This window comes from Streptomyces sp. NPDC048416, from assembly GCF_043200435.1.
Lineage (GTDB): Bacteria > Actinomycetota > Actinomycetes > Streptomycetales > Streptomycetaceae > Streptomyces.
In genome coordinates this window covers 34,699-57,590 of record NZ_JBICXU010000024.1, presented here as the reverse complement: position 1 = coordinate 57,590, position 22,892 = coordinate 34,699, and the positions used below count along the sequence as shown (strand labels likewise).

The 22,892-nt window shown below is 69.6% G+C and carries 16 protein-coding genes and 2 pseudogenes; 9 read left to right on the top strand and 9 right to left on the bottom strand.

Features of this window, described 5'->3' with window-relative positions; genetic code table 11:
- The first annotated feature begins 41 nt into the window (after window positions 1–41).
- Window positions 42–1,595 (top strand): GMC family oxidoreductase, encoded by a 1,554-nt coding sequence (locus tag ACGFW5_RS25925; protein ID WP_393836676.1) that lies wholly within the window; start codon window positions 42–44, stop codon window positions 1,593–1,595.
- Here the strand turns inward: ACGFW5_RS25925 and ACGFW5_RS25920 are convergent.
- Window positions 1,534–2,301: a rhomboid-like protein gene (locus ACGFW5_RS25920; RefSeq protein WP_393836675.1), complete on the bottom strand. Its 768-nt coding sequence runs from the start codon at window positions 2,299–2,301 to the stop codon at window positions 1,534–1,536. The genes ACGFW5_RS25925 and ACGFW5_RS25920 overlap by 62 nt on opposite strands.
- 242 nt (window positions 2,302–2,543) lie before the next feature.
- On the opposite strand from ACGFW5_RS25920, the gene ACGFW5_RS25915 reads away from it, so the two are divergent.
- Together ACGFW5_RS25915 and ACGFW5_RS25910 are read left to right on the top strand one after the other, a co-directional pair.
- Window positions 2,544–3,749 carry a sensor histidine kinase gene (locus ACGFW5_RS25915; RefSeq protein WP_393836674.1) on the top strand — a complete coding sequence of 402 codons (1,206 nt, stop codon included), beginning with the start codon at window positions 2,544–2,546 and terminating at the stop codon, window positions 3,747–3,749.
- Entirely contained in the window at window positions 3,746–4,414 is a 669-nt protein-coding gene (locus tag ACGFW5_RS25910; protein WP_393836673.1) for a response regulator, read from the top strand. Before ACGFW5_RS25915 ends, ACGFW5_RS25910 begins: the two co-directional genes overlap by 4 nt.
- A gap of 86 nt (window positions 4,415–4,500) precedes the next feature.
- On the opposite strand, the gene ACGFW5_RS25905 is transcribed toward ACGFW5_RS25910, so the two are convergent.
- Together ACGFW5_RS25905 and ACGFW5_RS25900 are read right to left on the bottom strand one after the other, a co-directional pair.
- On the bottom strand, window positions 4,501–6,228 hold the full coding sequence (locus ACGFW5_RS25905) for a thiamine pyrophosphate-dependent enzyme (protein WP_393836672.1): 1,728 nt from the start codon (window positions 6,226–6,228) through the stop codon (window positions 4,501–4,503).
- Window positions 6,229–6,413: 185 nt separating this feature from the next.
- On the bottom strand, window positions 6,414–8,000 hold the full coding sequence (locus ACGFW5_RS25900) for an FMN-binding glutamate synthase family protein (protein ID WP_393836671.1): 1,587 nt from the start codon (window positions 7,998–8,000) through the stop codon (window positions 6,414–6,416).
- Between the two features lie 353 nt (window positions 8,001–8,353).
- On the opposite strand from ACGFW5_RS25900, the gene ACGFW5_RS25895 reads away from it, so the two are divergent.
- Window positions 8,354–9,256 (top strand): patatin-like phospholipase family protein, encoded by a 903-nt coding sequence (locus ACGFW5_RS25895; RefSeq protein ID WP_393836670.1) that lies wholly within the window; start codon window positions 8,354–8,356, stop codon window positions 9,254–9,256.
- Between the two features lie 50 nt (window positions 9,257–9,306).
- On the top strand, window positions 9,307–10,317 hold the full coding sequence (locus ACGFW5_RS25890) for a 1-acyl-sn-glycerol-3-phosphate acyltransferase (RefSeq protein WP_393836669.1): 1,011 nt from the start codon (window positions 9,307–9,309) through the stop codon (window positions 10,315–10,317).
- Between the two features lie 290 nt (window positions 10,318–10,607).
- On the opposite strand, the gene ACGFW5_RS25885 is transcribed toward ACGFW5_RS25890, so the two are convergent.
- On the bottom strand, window positions 10,608–11,249 hold the full coding sequence (locus ACGFW5_RS25885) for a carbonic anhydrase (protein WP_393836668.1): 642 nt from the start codon (window positions 11,247–11,249) through the stop codon (window positions 10,608–10,610).
- A gap of 439 nt (window positions 11,250–11,688) precedes the next feature.
- Here ACGFW5_RS25885 and ACGFW5_RS25880 point away from each other — a divergent pair.
- A pseudogene (locus ACGFW5_RS25880) lies at window positions 11,689–11,931 on the top strand (fasciclin domain-containing protein); the annotation flags it as partial.
- Between the two features lie 264 nt (window positions 11,932–12,195).
- Here the strand turns inward: ACGFW5_RS25880 and ACGFW5_RS25875 are convergent.
- Window positions 12,196–12,831, bottom strand: a complete 636-nt coding sequence (locus ACGFW5_RS25875; protein ID WP_393836667.1) for a class I SAM-dependent methyltransferase — start codon at window positions 12,829–12,831, stop codon at window positions 12,196–12,198.
- Between the two features lie 87 nt (window positions 12,832–12,918).
- Here ACGFW5_RS25875 and ACGFW5_RS25870 point away from each other — a divergent pair.
- Both ACGFW5_RS25870 and ACGFW5_RS25865 read left to right on the top strand, forming a co-directional pair.
- A pseudogene (locus ACGFW5_RS25870) lies at window positions 12,919–13,056 on the top strand (MerR family transcriptional regulator); the annotation flags it as partial.
- 235 nt (window positions 13,057–13,291) lie between these two features.
- Window positions 13,292–15,247 carry an amino acid transporter gene (locus ACGFW5_RS25865; RefSeq protein WP_393836666.1) on the top strand — a complete coding sequence of 652 codons (1,956 nt, stop codon included), beginning with the start codon at window positions 13,292–13,294 and terminating at the stop codon, window positions 15,245–15,247.
- Window positions 15,248–15,398: 151 nt separating this feature from the next.
- On the opposite strand, the gene ACGFW5_RS25860 is transcribed toward ACGFW5_RS25865, so the two are convergent.
- The 4 genes from ACGFW5_RS25860 to ACGFW5_RS25845 form a co-directional block, all read right to left on the bottom strand.
- Entirely contained in the window at window positions 15,399–17,264 is a 1,866-nt protein-coding gene (locus ACGFW5_RS25860; protein ID WP_393836665.1) for an APC family permease, read from the bottom strand.
- Window positions 17,265–17,362: 98 nt separating this feature from the next.
- Window positions 17,363–17,527 carry a hypothetical protein gene (locus ACGFW5_RS25855; RefSeq protein ID WP_393836664.1) on the bottom strand — a complete coding sequence of 55 codons (165 nt, stop codon included), beginning with the start codon at window positions 17,525–17,527 and terminating at the stop codon, window positions 17,363–17,365.
- Between the two features lie 374 nt (window positions 17,528–17,901).
- A complete protein-coding gene (locus ACGFW5_RS25850; protein ID WP_393836663.1) occupies window positions 17,902–18,486 on the bottom strand; it encodes a dihydrofolate reductase family protein in 585 nt (194 codons plus the stop codon).
- A gap of 289 nt (window positions 18,487–18,775) precedes the next feature.
- Window positions 18,776–20,695 (bottom strand): bifunctional metallophosphatase/5'-nucleotidase, encoded by a 1,920-nt coding sequence (locus ACGFW5_RS25845; protein WP_393836662.1) that lies wholly within the window; start codon window positions 20,693–20,695, stop codon window positions 18,776–18,778.
- A gap of 600 nt (window positions 20,696–21,295) precedes the next feature.
- On the opposite strand from ACGFW5_RS25845, the gene ACGFW5_RS25840 reads away from it, so the two are divergent.
- Complete coding sequence (locus tag ACGFW5_RS25840) at window positions 21,296–22,879, top strand: purple acid phosphatase family protein (protein ID WP_393836661.1); 1,584 nt, start codon at window positions 21,296–21,298, stop codon at window positions 22,877–22,879.
- Window positions 22,880–22,892: the final 13 nt, after the last annotated feature.

Sequence of the window (22,892 nt, the reverse complement as noted above, 5' to 3'; positions counted from 1 at the left end):
CCCATCCGGCCCGCCCCCGCATACGCAGCCAAGGAGCAGACGTGGACGAGTTCGACTATGTGGTGGTCGGCGGCGGCACCGCCGGCTGCGTCGTCGCCGCCCGGCTGAGCGAGGACCCCTCGGTCACGGTCTGCCTCCTGGAAGCGGGACCGAGCGATGTCGGCGACGACAACGTCCTGCGCCTGGAGCGCTGGATGGGGCTCCTGGAGTCCGGCTACGACTGGGACTACCCCGTGGAGCCGCAGGAGCACGGCAACAGCTATATGCGGCATGCCCGCGCCCGCGTACTGGGCGGCTGTTCCTCGCACAACTCCTGCATCGCCTTCTGGGCGCCCGCCGAGGACCTGGACGCGTGGGAGGCGGCGGGCTGCTCGGGCTGGGGCGCGGCCGACACCTTCCCGCTCTACCGGCGTCTGGAGACCAATGACGGCCCCGGCGACCACCACGGCCGCACCGGACCGGTGAAGATCCGCACCGTACAGCCCAACGACCCTTGTGGCGCAGCCCTGTTGGAGGCATGTGCCCAGGCCTCCATCCCCACCACCACCTTCAACACGGGCACCACGGTCCTGCGCGGCGCGGGCTGGTTCCAGATCAACTCCGACGAGAACAACATGCGCCAGTCGGCCTCGGTCGCCTATGTGCACCCGGTCCTGGGCAAGCGCCCGAACCTGGAGGTGCGCACCGGAGTCCGCGCCAAGCACCTGCTCATCGACGCCGACCGGCGCTGCAGGGGCGCCGCCTACCTCGATCCGGACCTGGTGCACTCCCGTACGGTCACCGCGCGCCGCGAGACGATCGTGAGCTGCGGCGCGATCGACACACCGAAACTGCTGATGCTCTCGGGCATCGGCCCGGCCGCCCATCTGCGGGACGTGGGCGTGGACGTGGTCCTTGACGCCCCGGGCGTCGGGGAGAACCTTCAGGACCACCCGGAGGGCGTCATCATGTGGGAGGCCGAACAGCCCATGGTGACCACGTCCCAGCAGTGGTGGGAGATCGGCATCTTCGTCGACACCAGCCCGGGCCTTGACCGGCCGGACCTGATGTTCCACTACGGCTCGATGCCGTTCGACATGAACACCTACCGGCGGGGCTACCCGACGAGCGAGAACGCCTTCTGCCTCACCCCGAACGTCACACGCGCCCGCTCCCGCGGCACCGTACGGCTGCGCACCCGCGACTTCCGCGACAAGCCACGTGTCGATCCCCGGTACTTCACGGACGAGCACGACGTGCGGGTGATGACGTACGGGCTGCGGCTGGCCCGCGAGATCGCAGCGCAGCCCGCCCTCGCGCCCTGGACGGGCGCCGAGCTGGCCCCGGGCCCCGACGTACGCACCGACGACGAACTGCTCCACTACATCGCCACCACGCACAACACGGTCTACCACCCGTCCTGCACCGTGAAGATGGGCGCGGACAACGACCCCACCGCCCCTCTCGACGCCCGCCTGCGCGTCAAGGGAATCCAGGGCCTGCGAGTCGCCGATGGCTCCGCGATGCCGGATCTCGTCACCGTCAATCCGTGCATCACGACGATGATGATCGGTGAGAAGTGCGCCGACATGCTGAAGGAGGACGCCGGGCGGTAGCCGACGTGGCGCGCGTTCGCGTCATCACGTGCTCGGACCTGCCGGTCGGGCTGCTCGAGGCCCTGACTTGCCGGCGCGCGGCGCCGCTCACCCGCCCATACCCTGCACGAGGCACGCGGCCCTTGGTACGCCCCTCTGTCCGAAGCCGCGCTGCGCGTGACGTCGGTCGGCGCAGGCAGCGGTTGCGGGCTTCGGACGACCGCAGACCCCACGCCAGCAGCAGGCCGGTGGACAGTGCTGTCAGGTGGCCGACGGCAGTGACCCCCAGCGTGGTCAGGCCGTTCGCGATGTGCGGTGCGCGCACCGCGAGCGCGGCGAGCGCGGTCCATCGGTGCCACCGCCGGGCCCCAGCTGTCACCACGGCGGCCATGGCCGAGATGATCACGTAGGACGGGCCGACGTCCAGCGTCGTACGTAGCGCCGGGTCTGCGTGGCCGGCCGCGATCCGTGCTGCCAGCAGCCCTTCGCTCACCAGTGTGCCGAGGACGTGGCCGACCATGATCAGCGCGATCGCCCGCATGGTGGCGAACCGGATGACGAGCAACGCCAGCATGGCCCCGGTGAAAGCGATGCTGCGCAGGCAGGCCCAGGGATCGGCGCCGAACAGGAAGGGGGAGGCGATGAGCGCCGCCACAGGATGATCATCCATATTGGCCAGGTTGGTCGATGCCCAGGCGTTCACCGCGTGATCACCGCCGTACGTCAAGGACGACGCGGTGGCGAGCAGGGCGAAGCCCCAGGGCAGCGGGGAAAGCCATCGGGCGGCGGGGGTAAGCCGTCGCCGTCGGGGGGCGGGGGTAAGCGGTCGGGGGGCGGGGGCCCGGGAAAGATCCATGCGGCCGACGCTCGCAGAGGGCGCCCGCCCCGCGGATCTGGCCACGGAACGACTGGCTGGTCTCTGTCTCTGGACAGAGGCGGATGATCGCGCTCCCGGCTAGGGTCGGATGCGTGCGAGTCGTGATGGTGAGGCCTGACGGAGCGTCCTTCGACAAGAGGCTGACAACAACTCAACTGGTCGGCCTGGATGTGCTTGTGGCCATGGTTCTGATGGCGTCGAACGTCTTGTGGTGGACGCTTGGCACGCACCACACGGGCTGGCCGGCATGGCAGACCGTGCTGACGTGCTTGATGGGTGGGGCCGTCGCCGTCCGACGGCTGCTGCCTCTGCCTGCGCTGGCGGCGGGGTCGGTGATGATGGCGGCCAACGGCGCGCTCAACCTGACGGGCTTGCTGGCGACTGCTCTGCTGGTGTACGGGGTGGCAGTCGCCCGACCCGCGCATGTCGCGGCGTACGTGTGCGCCGTGGCAGTCGTCGTGCAAATCGCCCTGATGATCCCTATGCAGCGTATGACAGGGCACGACTACTGGGGCTGGTGGGGAATGAGCCAGAGCCTCATCGTCGAGGCCGCCGCCTGGGCGGTCGGATGGTCCACCAGGCAGGGGCGTACCTACACCCGAGGTCTGGTCGAGCAGTCCGGTGAGCGGGCTCAGCTCCTCCTCGTCGAGGAACGCATGCGCATCGCCCGGGAGTTGCACGACGTCGTCGCGCACAGCCTGAGCATCGTCGCGGTCCAGGCAGGCGTCGGCCACCATGTCATCGGCAGTCGGCCCGACGAGGCCGCGAAGTCCCTCTCCGCGATTGAGACGACGAGCAGGGCCGCCCTGGGAGAGCTGCGTTCCTTGCTGGGTGTCCTACGCGATGACGACGGCGCCGAATGGCTGCCCGGCGGTCTCGACGACCTCGATGCGCTTCTCGAACAGACCCGACGGGCCGGTGTCCAGGTCGAGTTGACGATCAGCGGTCACCCGCACGCCCTGCCCCGGGGCCTGGACCGCGCCGCCTACCGCATCGTGCAGGAAGCCCTGACCAACGTCGTCAAACATGCCCGCACCAACCACGCCTGGGCGACGGTCTCCTACACGCCGGGCGAGGTCGCTCTCACGGTCGTCGATGCCGGAGTCGGCCGCACCACCACGCCGGTCACCGATGGTCATGGCCTGACCGGCATGAAGGAACGCGCCCACCTCTATGGCGGCGAGGTTCACGCGGGCCCGCTCTCGCCGCACGGCTTTCGCGTCACCGCCCGGCTGTCGTGCGCCACAGACGGGCGAACAGACCACTTCCCCGTGGGCGCCGATCTGGAGGGCGCATGACGGTACGGGTCGTCGTGGTGGACGACGAGACCCTTGTGCGTGCCGGCTTCCGGGTGCTGATCGAGTCGGAAAACGACTTCCAGGTCGTCGGCGAAGCGGCCGACGGGGCTCAGGCGGTCAAATTGATCCGCGAACTGCGCCCCGATGTAGCCCTGATGGACATCCGCATGCCCGGGATCAACGGCATCGAGGCCATCCGCATGCTGCTCGGCGGCCAGTCCCCGGTGCCCGTCCATGTCTTGGTGCTCACCACCTTCGACCTGGACGAGTACGTCTTCGAGGCGCTCCGCGCAGGCGCCGCCGGCTTCCTCCTCAAGGACACTCCCCCCGCACGCCTGATCGACGCCGTGCGGGTGATCGCCGCCGGTGAGTCGCTGCTGTCACCCGGCGTCACCCGCAGGCTCATCGAGACCTACGTCCGCCGCCCCGGCTACCCGGGCCCGGTCACCGGCACTCTGGACGGGGTGACCGGCCGCGAGCGTGACGTGCTGGGTCTGATCGCACGTGGGCTGTCCAACAGCGAAGTCGCTGTCGAGCTGTATCTGACCGTTGGCACGGTGAAGACCCACGTCAGCCATCTGCTGGCCAAGCTGGGGGCCAGGGACCGAGCCCAACTCGTCATCGCCGCCTACGAATGCGGCCTGGCCGGGCCCGCACATCGTTGAGACGGGGCCGAGGTCCCCGGGCCGCAGGGGGTCGGCCCGCATCCGCGGAGCAATCCCCCGTACCCGCGCGGGCCGCGCCGCGTGGGTCAGCTTCCGATGCTGTTCAGGTTCTCGCGCACCTTGGCGATGGCGAAGCCCCAGCCCTGCTGGACGGTGGGCTTGGCGGGAACGGCGATTTCGTCGGGGTTGGTGAGTACGTCGAGGACGACCGGCCCGGGGTCGGCGAAGGCACGCCCGATCGCGTCGGGCAGGTCTTCGGCGCGTTCCACGCGGATGCCTGTGATGCCGAGTGCCTGGGCGACCGCGGCGAAGTCGGGGTTGTCCAGGACCGTGCCGAACTCCGGCAGACCCGCCTGTTCCTGTTCCAGCTTCACCATGCCCAGGCGCTGGTTGTCGAAGACGACGAGCTTGACGGGCAGCCGTTCGCTACGGATCGTCATGAGGTCGCCGAGCAGCATCGACAGGCCGCCGTCACCACAGAAGGCGACGGTCTGGCGCTCGCGGTCCAGGAGTTGGGCTCCGATGGCCTGCGGCATGGCGTTGGCCATGGAGCCGAGGTTGTAGGAGCCGATGAGCCGACGGCTTCCGCGCATCTCGACGAAACGGGAGAGCCAGACGGTGGCCATGCCGGTGTCGGAGGTGAACACGGCGTCGTCGTCGGCCGCGGCGTCCACCGCGGCGGCAAGCGCCTCGGGGCGTACCAGGTGGTCACGGTTGTCGAAGGCGGAACGGACCCTGCCGATCAGGCCCTTGTCGTGACCGGGCGCGGCCAGCCGACGCTGCCCCTCCTGCCACTGGGTGAACTTCTCGCGTGCGGAATCCAGATGCTTTCGGTCCTCGCGCGGGGCGACGCGCTCAAGAAGTCCGCGGACGGTGGGGCCGACGTCGGCGGCGAGAGCCACGTCGACGGGCACCCGGCGTCCGATGTGCTCGGCGACCCGGTCGACCTGAACGACCTTCTTCCCCTCGGGATACCAGTCCCGGTACGGGAAGTCGGTGCCGAGCAGAACCAGGGTGTCGGCGTGGTCCATGGCGTGGGCGGCCGCCGGATTGCCGATCAGGCCGGTCTGGCCGACCTGGAAGGGGTTGTCCCCCTCGAAGCCCTCCTTGGCCTTGAGCGTGAGAACCATGGGTGCGGCAAGGCGGTCGGCGAGCGTCAGAACGTCCTCGCGGGAGGTCCGGGCGCCGCGGCCGACGAGCAGGGTGACGTTCCCGCCGTCGTCGATGAGCCGCGCGGCCTCATCGAGGGCGGGGTCTTCGGGCCGGTTCTCGGAACCGGCGACGGAGAGCCGCACCGGCCGGTCGGCGGGCACCTCCTGGCCGCCGATGTCGCCGGGGATCGTGAGGACGGCGACGCCCCGGCGGCCGATGGCGGTGCGTACGGCGACTTCGAGCAGAGCGGGCAGCTGCTCGGGCGAGGTCACGGTGGCCCGGAAGACGGCGACATCCTTGAACAGGAGGTCGTTGTCGACTTCCTGGAAGTAGTCGGTGCCGACCTCGGAGAGCGGGACCTGCCCGGCGATGGCGAGTACGGGCGTGCCGCTCTTGGCCGCGTCGTACAGACCGTTGAGCAGGTGTACGGAACCGGGCCCGACGGTGCCCATGCAGACGCCGAGGGTGTCGCTGAGCTGCGACTGCGCCCCGGCCGCGAACGCGGCGGCCTCCTCGTGGCGGCAGCCGACCCAGGTGAGGGATTCGGAGGTCCTGATGGCATCGGTGAGGGGATTGAGCGCGTCGCCGACGACGCCGAAGACATGCCGCACACCGAGCTCTTCCAGCGTGTCGATGAACAGGCGGGCGACGGTGCGGGACATGAGAGGGGCCTTTCTGCGGGGCCGGCCCGAGTGGAGCCGGACTGCGAGGTCGTGCGGGGGCTGTACCTGGGGCTTTCCGGGATGCCGGTGTGTCCCTTCCTCCATCTGGTGCACCGGTTCATCCCGTTCAAACGCAATCTCGGGCAAACCGGCAGGAGGACATCAGCCCGTGAAGAGGAAGGACGTCAGCCCGTGAAACTGTCCGGGTCCGCGGCCGCCCAGTCGGCGGCCCATCCCCGAGGCGGGTCGTCCGTCAGCTGGCCGGGCTTCAGCCAGTCGTACAGCTCCGCGTAGGAGCGGAAGTCGTCGGCGTCGGTGGCACGGCGGCGCAGCATGTGCGGGCCGAGGTCGTCCGGATGGGACACGCCCATCGCGGCCATGATCTGCAGCGCGCTGGAGACGGTGGCCGCCTGGTAGCGGCGGACCCGGTCGGACTTGTCCGCCACGTCGAGGGCGCGGGCCCGGCGGGGGTCCTGGGTGGTGACGCCGGTCGGGCAGCGGTTGGTGTGGCAGCGCTGGGCCTGGATGCAGCCGACGGCGAACATCATGGCGCGGGCCGCGTTCGTCCAGTCGGCGCCCATCGCGAGACGCTTGACCATGTCGGATCCGGTGGCGACCTTGCCGCTCGCACCGATCCGGATGCGGTCGCGCAGCCCGGCGCCGACCAGCGCGTTGTGGACGGTGACCAGCCCCTCGGTGAGGGGCATGCCCAGGTGGTCGGCGAACTCCAGCGGTGCGGCGCCGGTACCGCCTTCGGCGCCGTCCACGATGATGAAGTCCGGGGTGATGTTTTCGGCGAGCATGGCCTTGCAGACGGCGAGGAACTGCACGCGGGAGCCGGGGCAGAGCTTGAAGCCGACCGGTTTGCCGTCGGCGAGCTCGCGCATCCGGGCCAGGAAGCGCACCATCTCGCGTGGCGTGGAGAAGACCCGATGGTACGGCGGTGATATGACCGTCTCGCCTTCGGGGACGCCTCGGACCTGGGCGATCTCGGTGTTGACCTTGCTGCCGGGCAGCACACCGCCGATGCCGGGCTTGGCGCCCTGGGAGAGCTTGAGGGAGACGCACTTGACGGCCGGATGGGCGGCCTTCTCGCGGAACTTCTCCGGGTCGAAGTCCCCGTCCTTCGTACGGCAGCCGAAGTAGCCGGTGCCGATCTCCCAGATGATGTCGCCGCCGGGACGCAGGTGGTATTCGGACAGTCCGCCTTCACCGGTGTCGTGCGCGAAACCTCCCCGCGCGGCGCCCGTGTTGAGGGCCAGGACGGCGTTGCCTGAGAGCGATCCGAAGCTCATCGCGGAGACGTTCAGGAGCGCCATGTCGTACGGGCGGGTGCAGTCCGGGCCGCCGACGCGCACCCTCGGGGGCTCCTTCGCCGGGTCCACCGGATGCATCGACGGCACAAGGAATTCGTAGCCGCGGCCGTACATGTCGCGTTCACTGCCGAACGGCTCCTCGGCGTCCACGCCCTTGGCCCGTTCGTAGACGATGCTGCGCGTGTCGCGGTCGTAGGGGCGGCCGTCGTAATTGCGCTCCACGAAGTACTGCTGGAGTTCCGGACGGATCGCCTCCAGGAGGAAGCGGGCGTGCCCGAGAACCGGGTAGTTGCGCAGTACCGAGTGGCGGCGCTGCACCAGGTCGTAGCAGCCGGTCGCCGCGACGGCGCACAGCAGGACGCCCGCGAACCACCACCACGGGGACACGAGGAGTGCCGAAGCCACTGCCGCGGCTGCACACAGAAGAAGAAGGCCCACGGCCCCGAAACGCACCATGGATCATCTGATATCCGCGATCGGGGCATTCATGTCCGCCCACCGGGGTTCTCGGGCCACCGCCCGTGCGCGCTCCATCAGGGAGCACCGACCCGGTCAGCGCCGGTCCTGTGCCGAGGCGAGGGTTCCCATCGAGGATCGGACCGGACACCGCCGCGCGCCATGAGTGGGGCGATTCGTAGCGGTGGGTCCGCGTAGGGTCGGGCTCTGGTCGGCTTGGGCGCTGGTCGGACGCGAGAGCCTGGAGGGTGATTGCCGCTCCGCTGTCCTGGAGAGGCCGGCTCCGTGGAACCGCGCGCCCGCGTCGAGTTCCGGGCGAGCGTGGATGGGGCGGCCCGGGGCAGGTGCTGGGTATGGGTGACGACGCTGTGACACGGCAACCCGACGGGCCGGGCAGGGACTACCGCTGTGCGTTCGTCCTGGGCGGAGGCGGAGCGCTCGGCGCCTACGAGGTCGGGATGCTCAGGGCGTTGATCGAGGCCGGGATCAATCCGGACCTGGTGGTCGGGACGTCTGTGGGCGCGATCAATGGCGCAGCGATCGCGGCCGAGCCCACGGCGCGGACCGTGGCGCAGCTGGGCGAACTGTGGGGAAGCCTGGGCCGCTCGGGCGTCTTCGCCGGGTCCGCGCTCCAGCGTCTGCGGATCGCGGCCCGCAACCGGACCCATGTCTACTCCTCCGCGCCGCTGCGTGAACTCCTGGAAAGCCGGCTTCCGGCACGGCGCATCGAGGATCTTGCGGTGCCCTTCCAGTGCGTCGCGGCGAGCATCGAGAGGGCTTGCGAGCACTGGTTCACCGAGGGGCCCCTGATCCCGGCGGTGATGGCTTCGTGCGCGGTCCCCGGGCTGCTGCCTCCGCTGGAAGTCGACGGCGAGCACTTCTTCGACGGCGGCCTGATAAACAGCATTCCCGTGGGCCGCGCGGTCGCCGCCGGGGCCCGCACCGTCTACGTGCTGCAAGTCGGGCGCGTCGAGCGGCCGCTGCGCGCGCCGCGGGCGCCCTGGGAGGTGGCCGCGGTGGCCTTCGAGATCGCCCGCCGCCACCGCTTCACCCGCGACATGGCCGACCTGCCCGAGGGTGTCGAGGTGCACCTGCTGCCCACGGGGGCGGCGTCCGCGAAGGGGAAGCGCAGCGCGGGCCGGACATTCCGTCACCGTGACTTCGACCTCTCCACCCGTCGGATGGAGCTGGCGTACGAGGCGTCCGCCGCCTACCTGGACGCCGCGGGCAAACCCCGCACGGACGAAGCTCCGTGAGCCGCGCGGTCGGCGCACGTGACGTGGTCAGACGATGCGTCAGCGTGCCCATGATCGTCGTCTTGATCCCCGTCGCCGCCGCCCTGCTGCTCGTGACGGTGGCGCTTGCCCCGCTGTCCCTGCTCGCCGGACGGTATGGACGAGGGTGGCAGCCGCAACGCCTGGCTCTCTACGTCCTCGTGTACCTCTGCGCCGACCTGGTCGGGGTGCTCGCGGCAGGGGTCGTCCGGCTGCGCTGCCTGGGCGGCGGCGAGGACCGCGCTGAGCGGCTGGTGACGCTCAACTACCGAGTACTGGAGCGGCTGTTGAGCGTCCTGGTCGCGTGCTCGAAGTGGATCTTCTCGCTGCGGGTCGAGGTCGACCCGCCGATCCCGTCGATCCCGCCGAGTGCGGACCGGGCGCGTGAGGGTCTGGTGGTGTTCGCCCGCCATGCCGGCCCCGGGGACTCGATCCTGCTGGTGCACAGCCTCCTGTGCGGCGCGGGGCTGCGCCCTCAGGTCGTCCTCAAACAGTTCCTCCGCTGGGATCCCTGCCTGGACATCGTGCTCAGCCGCCTGCCGCACTGCTTCGTTCCGCACCGGGCCGATGCGGGGACCTCGGACGCCATACGTTCGTTGGCGGCCGCATTGCACCCGGGCCAGGCTCTGGTGCTGTTCCCCGAGGGCGGCAACTTCACCGAAGGCCGCAGGCAGCGGGCGATCCGCTGGCTCAACCGCACCGGCCAGCTCCGCCGAGCGGCTCGCGCACGCCGCGAGCACCATGTCCTGCCGCCCAGGATGGCGGGCTCGCTCGCGGCGCTGGACGGGGCGGGCGACGCGGGAGCGGCGGTCGTCTTCGTCGCGCACACCGGGCTCGACCGCATCGACTCGCCGGCCCGGCTGTGGCGGTCGATCCCCCTGCCGGCGGCCGTACGCGCCACCTGGTGGAGCGTGCCCGACGACGCGATACCGGCCGGACGGCAGGCCCGGGAGTCCTGGTTGACCGACCAGTGGTCGCGCGTGGACACCTGGGTCGCCCGGGAGCGGAGCCGTCCCACGCCGGCCGCACCCGCCGGGCCCTAGGGGGTGTCTGGTGGATCATGGCCGGGGGTGCGGCGCCTGGCACGGCACCTCGCGGCGTTGCCGAAACGCCCCGATAGCTCCGCTATCACGACGTTCCGGCGCCTTGCGATGCACCGCACCAGGCGCCGCACCCTGACCGACCCTGATCCACCAGACACCCCCTAGTTCCGCCCGGACACGAGGCGATCTGTGGCGGCGCCCGGCCGGGCATCCGTAGTTCGGGCGAGCAGACGCACGGCCACGCGACGCCCAGCCATGTGCACCGGCCCGCGAAAGTACTGAGGGCCGGGTCAGGAGGCGACGTTCTCCGGCACCTCGACACCCCGCGCGGTGACCAGGCGCGCCGTCCCGTCGACGAGCCGGTAGGACAGGCCCACCACCGCAGTGCTGCCCGCGGCCACGGCCTCCGCGAGAACCCGGGAGCGGTCGAGCAGGAGGTCCACCGTGTGCCGTATGTGCTCGGCGATGAACTCCTCGTCCTCGGTGTGGCCCGCCGCTTGGGAGGCCAGCACGCTGGGGGTGACCCGCTCGATGACATCGCGCACATAACCGACGGCTGCCGTGCCGTCCTGAACGGCGGAGCGGGCGGCCCCGACGGCTCCACAGGCGTCGTGTCCGAGCACCACGACCAGCGGGCAGCCCAGCACACTCACGCCGTACTCGACGCTTCCCAACACCTCCGGACCCATGACGTGCCCGGCGGTGCGCACCACGAACAGGTCGCCGAGACCCCGGTCGAAGATGATCTCGGCGGCCAGCCTGGAATCGGAGCATCCGAAGAGAACGGCGAACGGGTTCTGGCCCGGCGCGACCTCGGTACGGCGAGCGGCGCCCTGGTTGGGGTGCTCGGGTGAGCCGGTCACGAACCGCTGGTTGCCGGCCAGCAGCATGTCGAGCGCGGCCCGGGGCGTGGGTGTCTGCACATTGGTCATGGCACGCAGGCTATATCCCGGCCCACCGGGCGGGTCGGTCGAGTCCCGGCGGGCGGGCGGGCACCCGCCGTGCGCGCCCAGGGGGCAGGCGCGGCTCCAAAGAGCCCGTACGGATCCGTACGGACCCGTACGGATTAGGCCGGTCAGGGGAACGCGGGGCACCGGCTGAGCCCCACCGCCCGATGGCACGCGGCGCACCGGCCGAGGATCGCCGCCCGATGGCACGCGGCGTACCGGCCGAGGACCGCCCCTCAAGGGCACGTGGCGTACCGGCCGAGGCCCGCCGCCCGATGGCACGCGGCGCGCCGGCCGAGGACCGCCCCTCGATGGCACGCGATGCGCAGCGCCGAAGGTCCTTGCGCGCTCCCTCCGACGGGAGTGGTTCAGGCACGGGGGACGGCCATGAGGGGAAGGGGCGTGGTGGTTGGCTGCGTGGACCGACAAGGTCCTCAACGACAAGGCCACCCTCACCAAGATCCTCACGTACCACGTGGTCGGCCGGAAGCTCACCCCCGAGCAGTTGGAGAACGGCTCCTACGACACCCTCGAAAAGGGCAAGCTCACCACGTCCGGCTCGGGCACCGCGTACAAGGTCGACGGTTCCGCGAACGTGGTCTGCGGGAACGTGCCGACCGCCAACGCCACCGTCTACATCATCGACACCGTCCTCATGCCCAAGTAGACAGGCGCGGCATGGCGTCACGGCCATGACGACCGCGAGCCGCAGCGTGCAGGCGACTTCCCGAGGGAGGGGGATGCACGTTGCGGCTCATTCGTGGGTCCGAGGTCGGTACCCGGGCCTTGGTCCGGCTCGCCGCACAGTACGAGGAGATCGTCCGGCCAGCGAGGCTGATGCCGGAACAAGCCGAGCCAGTGGTGGCCTCGCCGAGCACGAACTACCCTTATGGTGAGCCGCGGTTGAGGCGGTAGCGGCACCGGTCTCCCGTCAGCCGCTGTTGCGAAAGACGAGCAGATAACGCCAGAACAGAAGCCTGCGAATGCGGGATCCGGGCAGCAGCACCGCGGCCTCCTGACGGATCCGCGGCAAGGGAACAGTCGGCCGGCTCACCGGCGCTCTCATCTGTACTCGTCCGCTTGCGGCGGTGGTAGGGCGAAGCAGCTTGTCCTTCACGTGGGCGGTCAGCCTGGCGGCAGCGTTCACGGGCACGGCCACCAGGCTCCAGGCCCAGTCGAGCCAGGTCTTTTCCGGATAGCAGCCCAGGATCACGAGGACGCCGCCAGGCGCGAGCGCGTCACGCAGTGCGGCGACGGTGCCGAACGGCATGTGATGGATGCTGGCGAGACACGAGATGAAGTCGTAGCGCCCCTTGGGCAGTTGGATCTCAGCGACGTTCGCGTACCGGAAGCGTGGGATCCGATCGCCGGCCATCTGCGTCGTCAGTACGCGGGCCTCCTCGATGGCCTCCGCCGACGAATCGATCGCATCGACTTCAATGCCGAGCCCGGCGACCCGACGAGCGAACCGACCGGTCCCACAGCCGACGTCCAGGGCCGCACCGCACTCCCGTGGCAGGTGACGCAACAGCAGACGGTGATAGTGATCGTTGTGTTCAAACGGCATGGTCCGACCCTGCCACACCGGCCCCGACACCGGCCCCGCAAGACCCAGCGGTTCCCCATGGCTGAGGTGCGTAAAGCTCTTGACCCGGCCCATCCGGAGGACCACGTGCGCCGTGCGATGTCGGTGTGAACAAGGGTCGGGCCGGAGGCCGAGCGGCGGGCGGTACGAAGCCTCGGCGACGGCCCCGACTCCGGGCGGTGGGCCGAACGCAACAGTGACACGGCGACCACGTCCCGCAGCCGAGTTCTCATCACCCATCCCGACCGGTCACATCCCCCCGAGTGCACCGACTGTGAGGAGGACGACACCCGGAAGGCTGATCTTGACGCTTCCCTGACGCCCTCGCCGGGTGCGGGGCCCGATGGGCTGCTTACGCTGGCTCGGCCATACGCGACATGGCCGAATCCCCCACCGACAGCCCCCACTGACAGCCCCATTGACAGCCCCCAGGAGCACCCCCATGGCCGCCACGAACCACACGCGCACGGGCCGGCTGCGCACGTGGATGCTGCAGGGCCTGTCCGACATGGGCAGGGGCAAGCCGTCCCGGCCCATGGAGCCGGCTCCGGACGCCGGGCACAAGGGCCAGCTCTGGTACCGGGTGATGTGCCTGACCGGTGTCGACTACTTTTCGACCCTCGGCTATCAGCCCGGCATTGCCGCCCTCGCAGCCGGGCTCCTGTCGCCGATTGCCACGATCGTGCTGGTGATCGTCACGCTCGCAGGTGCGCTGCCGGTGTACCGGCGGGTCGCGGAGGAGAGCCCGCACGGCGAGGGTTCCATCGCGATGCTGTCCCGGCTGCTGTCGTTCTGGAAGGGCAAGCTCTTCGTCCTCACCCTGCTGGGCTTCGCGGCGACCGACTTCCTCATCACCATCACCCTCTCCGCGGCGGACGCCTCCACACACCTGGTGCAGAATCCCCACTTGGAATCGGCCCTGCACGACAAGCAGGTTCTGATCACGATGATCCTCATCGCGCTGCTCGGTGCGGTGTTCCTCAAGGGCTTCCTGGAGGCGATCGGCGTCGCCGTCGTGCTCGTCGGCGTCTATCTGGTGCTGAACGCGGTCGTGGTGGCCACCGGCTTCTGGCACGTGATCACCGAGGGGCATGTCGTCACCGACTGGAGCGCCGCCCTGACCACCGAGCACGGCAACGTCTTCGGCATGATCGGTGTCGCGTTGCTCGTCTTCCCCAAGCTGGCGCTCGGTCTGTCCGGGTTCGAGACGGGCGTGTCGGTCATGCCGAACGTGCAGGGTGACCCGGGGGACACCGAGGCGAACCCCGCCGGCCGGATCCGCGGCACCAAGCAGCTGCTCACGACCGCCGCGCTGGTCATGAGCGTCTTCCTGATCTGTACGAGCTTCATCACCACCGTGCTCATCCCGCACAAGGAGTTCGAGACGGGTGGCCAGGCCAACGGCCGCGCGCTCGCCTATCTGGCGCACCAATACCTCGGCAACGCCTTTGGCACGGTCTACGACGGCTCGACCATTCTCATCCTGTGGTTCGCGGGCGCCTCGGCCATGGCCGGTCTGCTCAACCTGATGCCCCGCTATCTGCCGAAGTACGGCATGGCCCCGCACTGGGCGCGTGCCGTACGCCCCATGGTGATCGTCTTTACGCTGGTCGCGTTCCTGGTGACCTGGCTCTTCGACGCGGACGTGGACGCCCAGGGCGGCGCGTACGCCACCGGTGTCCTCGTCCTGATCTGCTCGGCGTCCATTGCCGTGACCATCGCGGCCCGTAAGGCGGGTCAGCGCGGCTGGACCGTCGCCTTCGGCGTCATCTCCGCGGTCTTCCTGTACACCACGGTCGTCAACATCATCGAGCGCCCGGACGGCGTGAAGATCGGCGCGTGTTTCATCGCCGGCATCATCCTCATCTCCCTGCTGTCCCGTCTCGGCCGTGCCTTTGAACTCCGCGTCACCCACGTGGAACTCGATGACACGGCCGAAGGCTTCATCCGCGACATCTCCCGGCGTTCGCCGCGCTTCATCGCCAACGAGCCGGACCGGCGTGACGTGGCGGAGTACCGGGACAAGATCGAGCAGATCCGCACCGACAACGATCTGTCCACCACCGAGGACTTCGTCTTCGTCGAGGTCACCGTCACCGATCCCTCGGAGTTCGAGGCCGGGCTCACGGTCAAGGGCGAGTTCCTGCACGACCGCTACCGCGTCCTGCGCGTGGAGAGCTCCTCCATCCCCAATGCCCTCGCAGCCCTCCTTCTGCACTCCCGTGACCTCACCGGCGTCTGCCCCCACATCTACTTCGAGTGGACCGAGGGCAACCCCTTCGCCAACTTCCTCCGCTTCTTCCTGCTCGGCCAGGGTGAGGTGGCCCCCGTGACCCGTGAGGTGCTGCGGGAGGCGGAATCCGATCGGGGCCGCCGCCCACACGTCCACGTCGGCTGACGGGCCGGCAGAACGTGCCGCCCGAGCGCTGCCACCGGGTGGCACTCAGCGGTAGGTAACCGCGGCGCCGGCGCCTCCTTCCGCGGCGGCTCGGCCCGAGTCCGGATTCCGGCCTGCCACGAGCAGACGAACAACCCGGCGAAGCACCGCACTACTGCCGGGCCGTGAGCCGGAAGCGGAGTCGGCAGATCACCGCGTCCGTGTCCCGGCGTACGGCGTGGGCGACGATCGCACCGCGCTGGTTCTGCAACAGCCGCTGCCACAGGTGCTCGGGCTCGGCCTCGGGGATCAGAACGGTCACCCGGACACCCGGCCCTGACTCGGATGCGGACTCGGACGCGGTGAGCTTGCGTACGTACGCGGTGATGGGGCGGCCCAGCGAGCGGCGCTCGGCGAGGATCCGTACCAGTTCGATCTCCGGGTTCCACAGCGCCCAGTCGCGCTCCAGGGCCTCGGTCGCCGCCCGGTCCTCCGGATCCGGATGGCAGACCGTGACCGCCCGGACCTCGTCGCCGAGGGAGACGGCCACGGTGAGCGCTTCGCTGGTGAGCCGGGTCAGGGACGAGACGGGAACGAGGACAAGGGAACGCCGGCGGTGCGGCGGCTCGGGGATCCGGCCCACGCCCAGGCGCTTGCCGATCAGTTTGTACGCCCGGTGCACGCACGCGAACACAGCGACCAGGAGCGGCAGGGCAAGCAGGACCAGCCACGCGCCGTCATTGAACTTGGTGGCTGTGACGACGGCCGCGCTCACCCCGGTCAGCAGGGCACCGAGTCCGTTGAGAAAGGCCCTGCCCCACTGGCGGGTGGCGCGCCAGTGCAGCACCATGCCGGTCTGGGCGATCGTGAAGCCGATGAAGACGCCTATCGCGAAGAGCGGCACAAGGGTGTTGGTGTCGCCGCCGGAGAAGATCAGCAGCGCCCCCGACATTGTGGCCAGCCACACCACTCCGTGCCGGTGGACCTGCCGGTCCGCCTTCAGGCCGAACACGTGCGGCACGTAGTTGTCCCGAGCCAGCAACTTCAACAGCACCGGAAGCCCACCGAAGGAGGTATTGGCTGACAGGGAGAGCAACACCACGGTGGCGAACTGGACGACAAAGAAAGCCCAGTTGTGACCGAGAGAAGCGTCGGCAAGCTGCGCCAGCACCGTGACACCTTGCACTGGCTGGATCCCAAAACGGGAGATCAGCGCCGCCAGGCCGATCAGCATCACGCCCAACAGCGCCCCGAGTGCCACCTCCGCCCGCATCGCGCGCCGAGCGGAGGGAGCCCGGAAGGACGGCACCGCGTTCGCGATGGCTTCAACGCCCGTCAGGGCCGAGCAGCCTGAGGCGAATGCCTTGAGCAGCAACAGGGCACCGACACTGGTGGCGTTGGCGGTGAGCAGGGAGGCATGCCCGGCCGAGGCAGCGGCGGAGGCGGGGCCCTCGCGAAACAGGCCAACAACGATCAGCGTCAGGATCGCGCCCACGAACACGGCCGTGGGCACGAGGAACGCCCGGGCCGAGTCGGCGATCCCCCGCAGGTTCACTGCCGTGATCAGAATTAGAACGCCCAGACACAGCCACAGGCGGTCCTCATACAGGCCCGGGAGGGCGGAGGTGAGAGCGGCGACACCGGCGGTGACGGCCACGGCCACGTTCAGGATGTAGTCGAGGACGAGGGAGGCGGCGGCCACCAGGCTTGCGCGGGGGCCGAGATGCGTCTTCGCGACGGCGTAGGCCCCGCCGCCCTCCGGGAAGGCCGCGATGACCTGCCGGTAGGAGGCGACGAGCACCGCCAGCAGGCCTCCGATGGCCAGGGTCACGGGCAGCGTGAAGCCGAGCCCGTGCCCGCCTGCGGCCGCCAGGACGAGGACGATGGCTTCGGGCCCGTACGCCACCGAAGCCATCGCGTCGAGAGACAGGGCGGCAAGCCCAGTGACGACGGTCAGCTTGTGGCGAACCCCGGTGTCCGGGGGCTCCTCGGCATCAGAGGCAGTCCCCTGCTCAGTGGTCGGGGCGGTCACGGTCATCCGGCGAACTCCTTCGCGATCATGTCCGCTCAGCCTGAGCCCCGCTCGGCACTGCTCCCCCGTTACTGGCACGACCTTGACGACCAGGAGCCCGCTCCTCACGCGATCTTGACGTCGACATCCGTCAGGTCCGCCCCGAGAGCACCCGTCAGCCCGGTGCAGCCGCTGCTGGAGAAGGCGCGCAGCACCAGTATCAGGAGCACGAGTCCGGCCAGGTGGGAGGTCGCCCCCCGGATGCATGCCGTACGCGGCGGCTCATCCACGGCGCCGACCTCCGGTACGCCGACCGCCGCCGTAACCGTGCCGGGGCCCACGGTTCGGGCGGGCGGGCGGTAGAACGGCTTGCCCAGATGGGCAGCCTTGAGACCGCGTCAGTGGCGCCCGTGCGGGACAGGATAGACGAGGGCGACCCCTCAACACCCGTGACGTGGAACCTCGCTCAGTCCTCAGGTCAAGACAGCAGACCGGCCAGGGCGGCGTGGTCGTGGTAGTCGCGCGACCACACGACCCGACCGTTCCGGACGCAGAACACGGCGATGTTGTGCGTGGTCACCGTCGTACCGTCCGTCGTCCAAAGCGGTGCGGAAACCGAGCCGGCGGTCCAGGTCGGCGACGCGGTAGGAGAGGACGAGGGTCTTCACGCGGCCTCCCCGGGCCGACGCACCCGATACCGCAGATGCGTGACGCCTCGGTCTTCGAGCCGTCGGACGAGGTCGAGTTCGATGTGGTCGCTGCCCAGGTGGTCGAAAAGCCGTCGGCCGTCCCCGAGGAGGACAGGGATCAGATGGATCTCCATCTCGTCCAGCTGTCCGGCCCGCAGAAGCGCTTGGGCCGCCCCCGCCCCATGGACCATGACCGGCCGGTCCCCTGCGGCTGCGCGAGCTTCACGGGCGCAGTCCTCGACATCGGTGACGAAACGCGCGTGGCCGGGCGGCACGTCCCCGTCGTCCACTCGGTGGGTGAGTACGAAGACCGGCACGCCGTCGTGGTGATCGCCCTGCCAGCGTCCGGCGAGTTCGAAGGTACGACGACCGGAAATCACCGCGCCGGTTGCCAGCGCCTCGCGGTAGATCTGGCCGCTGGGACTGTCGGATTCCCGGTCGTCGAGCCAGTCGAAGAGCCGTCCACCGTCGCGTCCGAGCTCCTGGCCCGGCCGATCGTCCGGGCCCGCGATATAGCCGTCGAGCGACATCGACATGTACAGCCGAATCGGATTGTTCATCGTCGCCTCTACCTCTTCTCCGTGACCACGGATCCGGCGTTCCTGATCGGCCGACAAGGCGGCCTCGTCACGGGAAGACTGCAGGCAACCGGCAAACTCATCGGCCCGACGCGCCGGTCCGCTCCGGGCGCCACCGGTCAATACGCCGACGGGTACGGACGCGGCGCGGACCCCGCAGAAGGCGTCGGCCCGAACTTGCTCGTGTTCCAGTGCGTCCTCATCCCTGTGCATCCTCGTGTCCCTGTGCATCTCGTGCCCCCGGGCATCAGGGACGGCAGGAGCGGGCCGGTCAGCACCGTCCGTGGCCGCCGTCCGTGCCCGCCGAGGCCACCCGGGGAGTGTCCGCGCCGCGGGTGCGGGGCACCGGCGACAACCGGCCGGTTTCCGCGCGCAGGGCGTCCGCGTTGTGCGCGGTGACGCGGCCGAGGGGGGCCGGGGTCAGAACGGGCCGGCTCTGGACGTATGCGATGAAGCTCTCGAAGTCCCGGGTGTGGCGCACCGGTTGGGAGTGCGCAAGGAGCGCGGGGTAGTCGTCGGCTCCGATCAGCGTGTACGCCGTGACGGCGATCCGGTACGTGGCTCTCGGGTCGAGCGGGACGCCGTCGATGAGGACGTCGGCCGGATCCACGCGGTCGCCCGCCGACCCGGCCTCATCGAAGCTGTACCGCACGTTGTGCGACACCGCCAGAGGCGCGTAGGTGAGCACACTCCCCTGCATCTTCCACTGCTGTTCCAGGGTGTCGTGGATGCACTGCCCCGTCACGGTGGCCGTGACGATGGGGTCCCCGTAGCCGACGGCGTTGAATGCCGTGCGGTAGGACACCGCTCCCTTCGCGGTCGCGTCGAGGGGAAGGTCCGCGTTGATGACGCAGGAGCCTTGACGCGGGGCCACCGCGATCAGGGCGAGCCGGGCAGGGTCGTTGGGGTGGATGTTGCCCGTGTCGAAGGGGTCCAGGTCCTGGCCCCCGGCCCACAGCGCCCAATCGGCGGTGAGGTTGCCCATCGTGCTCTCGCCGAACGTGTTCATCGTCCGCGTGAAGGAGGCCGTCTGGCGTCCGATGCGGGTGGCACCCCGGTGGTCGGCGTAACCGCTCCAGTAGTCGGCGGTCTCCTTGAGTTCCGGGTCGGGCGTCACGTCGTGTGTGGTGGGGTGGTTGGTCGAGACCGTGAGCTCCCGCACCACCTCCCCCGTCGCCGGGTCGAGGCGCAGGCTGATCTCGTTGATGAGCTGCCCGTGACAGCCCGCCTCGACGAACGGCCGGGGTCGCCCCGAGGGGTCGGGCACCATCATGTTGAACGCGCAGTGCCAGTGTCCGGTGACGATCGCGTCGATGTCGGACGACACGGTGAGTGCGAGGTCGTAGGCGGGCCCTGAGGGATTGCTCCCACTGGTGAAGTCGCTCCCGGCCACGGCCCCGTCGTGCATGCTGAGCACGATCGCGTTGACGCCTTGCGCTTTGAGCCGGGACGCGCAGCGGTTCGCGGTCTCCACTTGTTCGGTCATCCGCAGAGCCGTCTGGAAACTCGTGGAGCCGGTGTCGGTTCCGGTGACCGTCAGATGAATGAATCCGATGGGCAGTCGCCGCCCGCCCGGTCCCCGCACCCATTCCACGTTCACCGGCGGGAGCACGGTCTTTCCGGAGTTCCCCCAGAGCATGTTGGCCGAGTAGTAACGGAAGTTCGCGCCGGGAAACGTCTGTCCTGTGGAGTCGGGGAAACTGTTCGTCCAGCCCGCCCCCTCGTAGGGCCTTCCGTGTTCCATGTGGTCGATCAGGAACCCCGGGGTGCGGTCGAACTCATGATTTCCAGCTGTCGAGAAATCGAGCCCCATGCGGTTGAGAGCCTCGATGGTGGGCTCGTCGGCGAGCGATTCGGCTGGGAACGCCCAGCCCGAGAACAAGTCTCCCTGTCCGAAGAACAGTGTGTTGGCGCGGCCGGCCCGTAGGTTGTTCAGGTGCGCGGCCAGGTAGGGCACACCGCCGACGGTGAACTCCGCGCCGCCCGCACCCCGGATGACCGCGTCACTTGCGGGCGGCGCCTGTAAGTAGCCGTGCAGGTCGGTGATGCTGAGCAGCTGTACGTCCACGTACTCGGAAGCGCTCGCGGCGTCACGGGCGTGGTTGCCGGCCAGGGCCGGGCTGCCCGTCGCCGCCATCGTCACCAGTGATCCCGCCGCCGTCATGAAGCTCCGTCGACCCATGCCTCGCATGTCGGCTCCCTCTTCGAAAGCTGTGCGGCCGGGTCGGGAGTGGGTTTTCAGCTGCCCGCCCGGCGGCCTGAAGAACTGCGTGGGGCGGACCCGCCGATGGCGAGCGCAAGGAATGCACCACGGCACGATGACCTAGGGGGTGTCTGGTGGATCAGGGTCGGTCAGGGTGCGGCGCCTGGTGCGGTGCATCGCAAGGCGCCGGAACGTCGTGATAGCGGAGCTATCGGGGCGTTTCGGCAACGCCGCGAGGTGCCGTGCCAGGCGCCGCACCCCCGGCCATGATCCACCAGACACCCCCTAGTCCTCGACATGCCATCCCTGGGTCCGTCGACGTCGAAGACGCCGACGCTCCTTACTCAACCGTGTGAACCACACGGCGGGAGAAAGACCCGCGGAACGCGGAGGTGATGTCACATGACGAGTTGCCGAACCGGGTCGGCCGTTCTTCGGCCCGACACCGCTGACGACCGTCCGTTTCATCCGTTCGGCGTGCGCCCTTCACCTGCTGTCCGCCGGAGGTTTCCGTTGCCCAGCGGGGCTGTTCTTCTGCGGCTGTGAACCTTCGGGCGATTCCCGGAGCCCAGCGGCAGGAGAACAGCAGTGGGTCAGCCAGCACGCAGGACGGTCCTCAAAGCCTCGGCTGCGGCAGGGGTGCTGACGGCCGGTCCGGCCTCGACACTGCTGTGGACGCAGCCCGCCGTCGCGGACGCTCCGAACGCCGAGCAGGTACACCTGGCTTACGGTGAGGAACCCTCGCGGGAGATGACGGTGTCCTGGGCCACCGCCACCTCGGTGCGCCGGCCCCGCCTGCGTCTGGGGCGTCCCGGCGGGGATTTGGGGCGTACGGTGCGGGCCGAGACCACCACATATGTGGACGGCCTCAACAAGGTGGAGACGTACACCCACCGGGTGCGGCTGCGCGGGCTGCGTCCGGACACGCAGTACGTGTACGAGGTGCTGCACGACGGCGCGGCGCCCCGCCGCTCCACCTTCCGCACCGCGCCCGCGCCGGGCCGGGTGCCGTTCCGGTTCACCAGCTTCGGTGATCTCGGCGCCGGCGACCCCAAGTGGAACAAGTCCGCCGTCAACGGGACCGTCGCGGTGCGGCAGGTGGAGCGGTTCAAGCCGCTCTTCCACCTGCTCAACGGCGATTTGGCCTACGCCAACAACAACCAGGACACGCAGCCTCAGTGCTGGGACGCCTTCATGAACAACATGTCGGTGTCCGCCGCGAACCGTCCCTGGATGCCGGCCCCTGGCAACCACGAAGTGGAAGCGGGCGGCGGCGACCTCGGTTACGCCTCGTACGCGACGCGCTTCGACCTGCCCGGCAACCACAGCCGCGACTACTGCGGGAACTGGTACAGCTTCCAGGTCGGCTCGGTGCTCTTCGCCGTCCTGGACGGCAATGACCTCGCGGTGGAGGACGACGCGAGCATCGACCCGGCGACCGGGCAGTCCGTCTACATCAGCGGCTACAGCGAAGGCGCCCAACTCCGCTGGCTCGAGCGGACGCTGGCCCGTGCACGGGCGGGACGGGACGTCGACTGGATCGTGGTGTCCCTGCACCAGTTCGCGATGTCCTCCTCCGCAGCGAGTCACGGCGGTGACATGGGACTGCGCGAGCAGCTGCTGCCCGTCCTGGACCGGCACGCGGTGGATCTGGTCCTCTGCGGCCACGACCACGACTACGAGCGCACCCACCCCGTCCGCGGCACCGACCCGGGGGGCCTCCTGCGCCCTGCTGTCGTCGACGACCGGCTCGACGACATCGACACCTCCAGGGGCACCGTTCACCTCATCCTGGGCGGAGGCGGCACCGCCTCGCACGACGACACCTATCTGACGGACCCGGCCGGTGGCGTCCCGGAGGCCTTCGTCCGTACCCAGCGCCTCACCTACAAGGCCGATCCGGACGCCAAGGAGAAGGCGACCTGGTCCGCGGTGCGCGACCCCGACCAGAGGTACCCCTACGGCGTCGCGGTCTTCGACGTCGACCCCGGATCGCTGATCGGCGGCCGCACCACGATCACCGTCAGCTACTACCACACCCCGACCGCTACACCGGCGGACCCGGACCCGGCGCCGGTGCTCTTCGACCGCTTCCGCATCCACCGCAGACGCCGCGACGCCCGGTGGCCCGCCACCACCCCGACTCACAAGAAGGCCGGTTCACCCTCCTGACCAGGGGGTACGG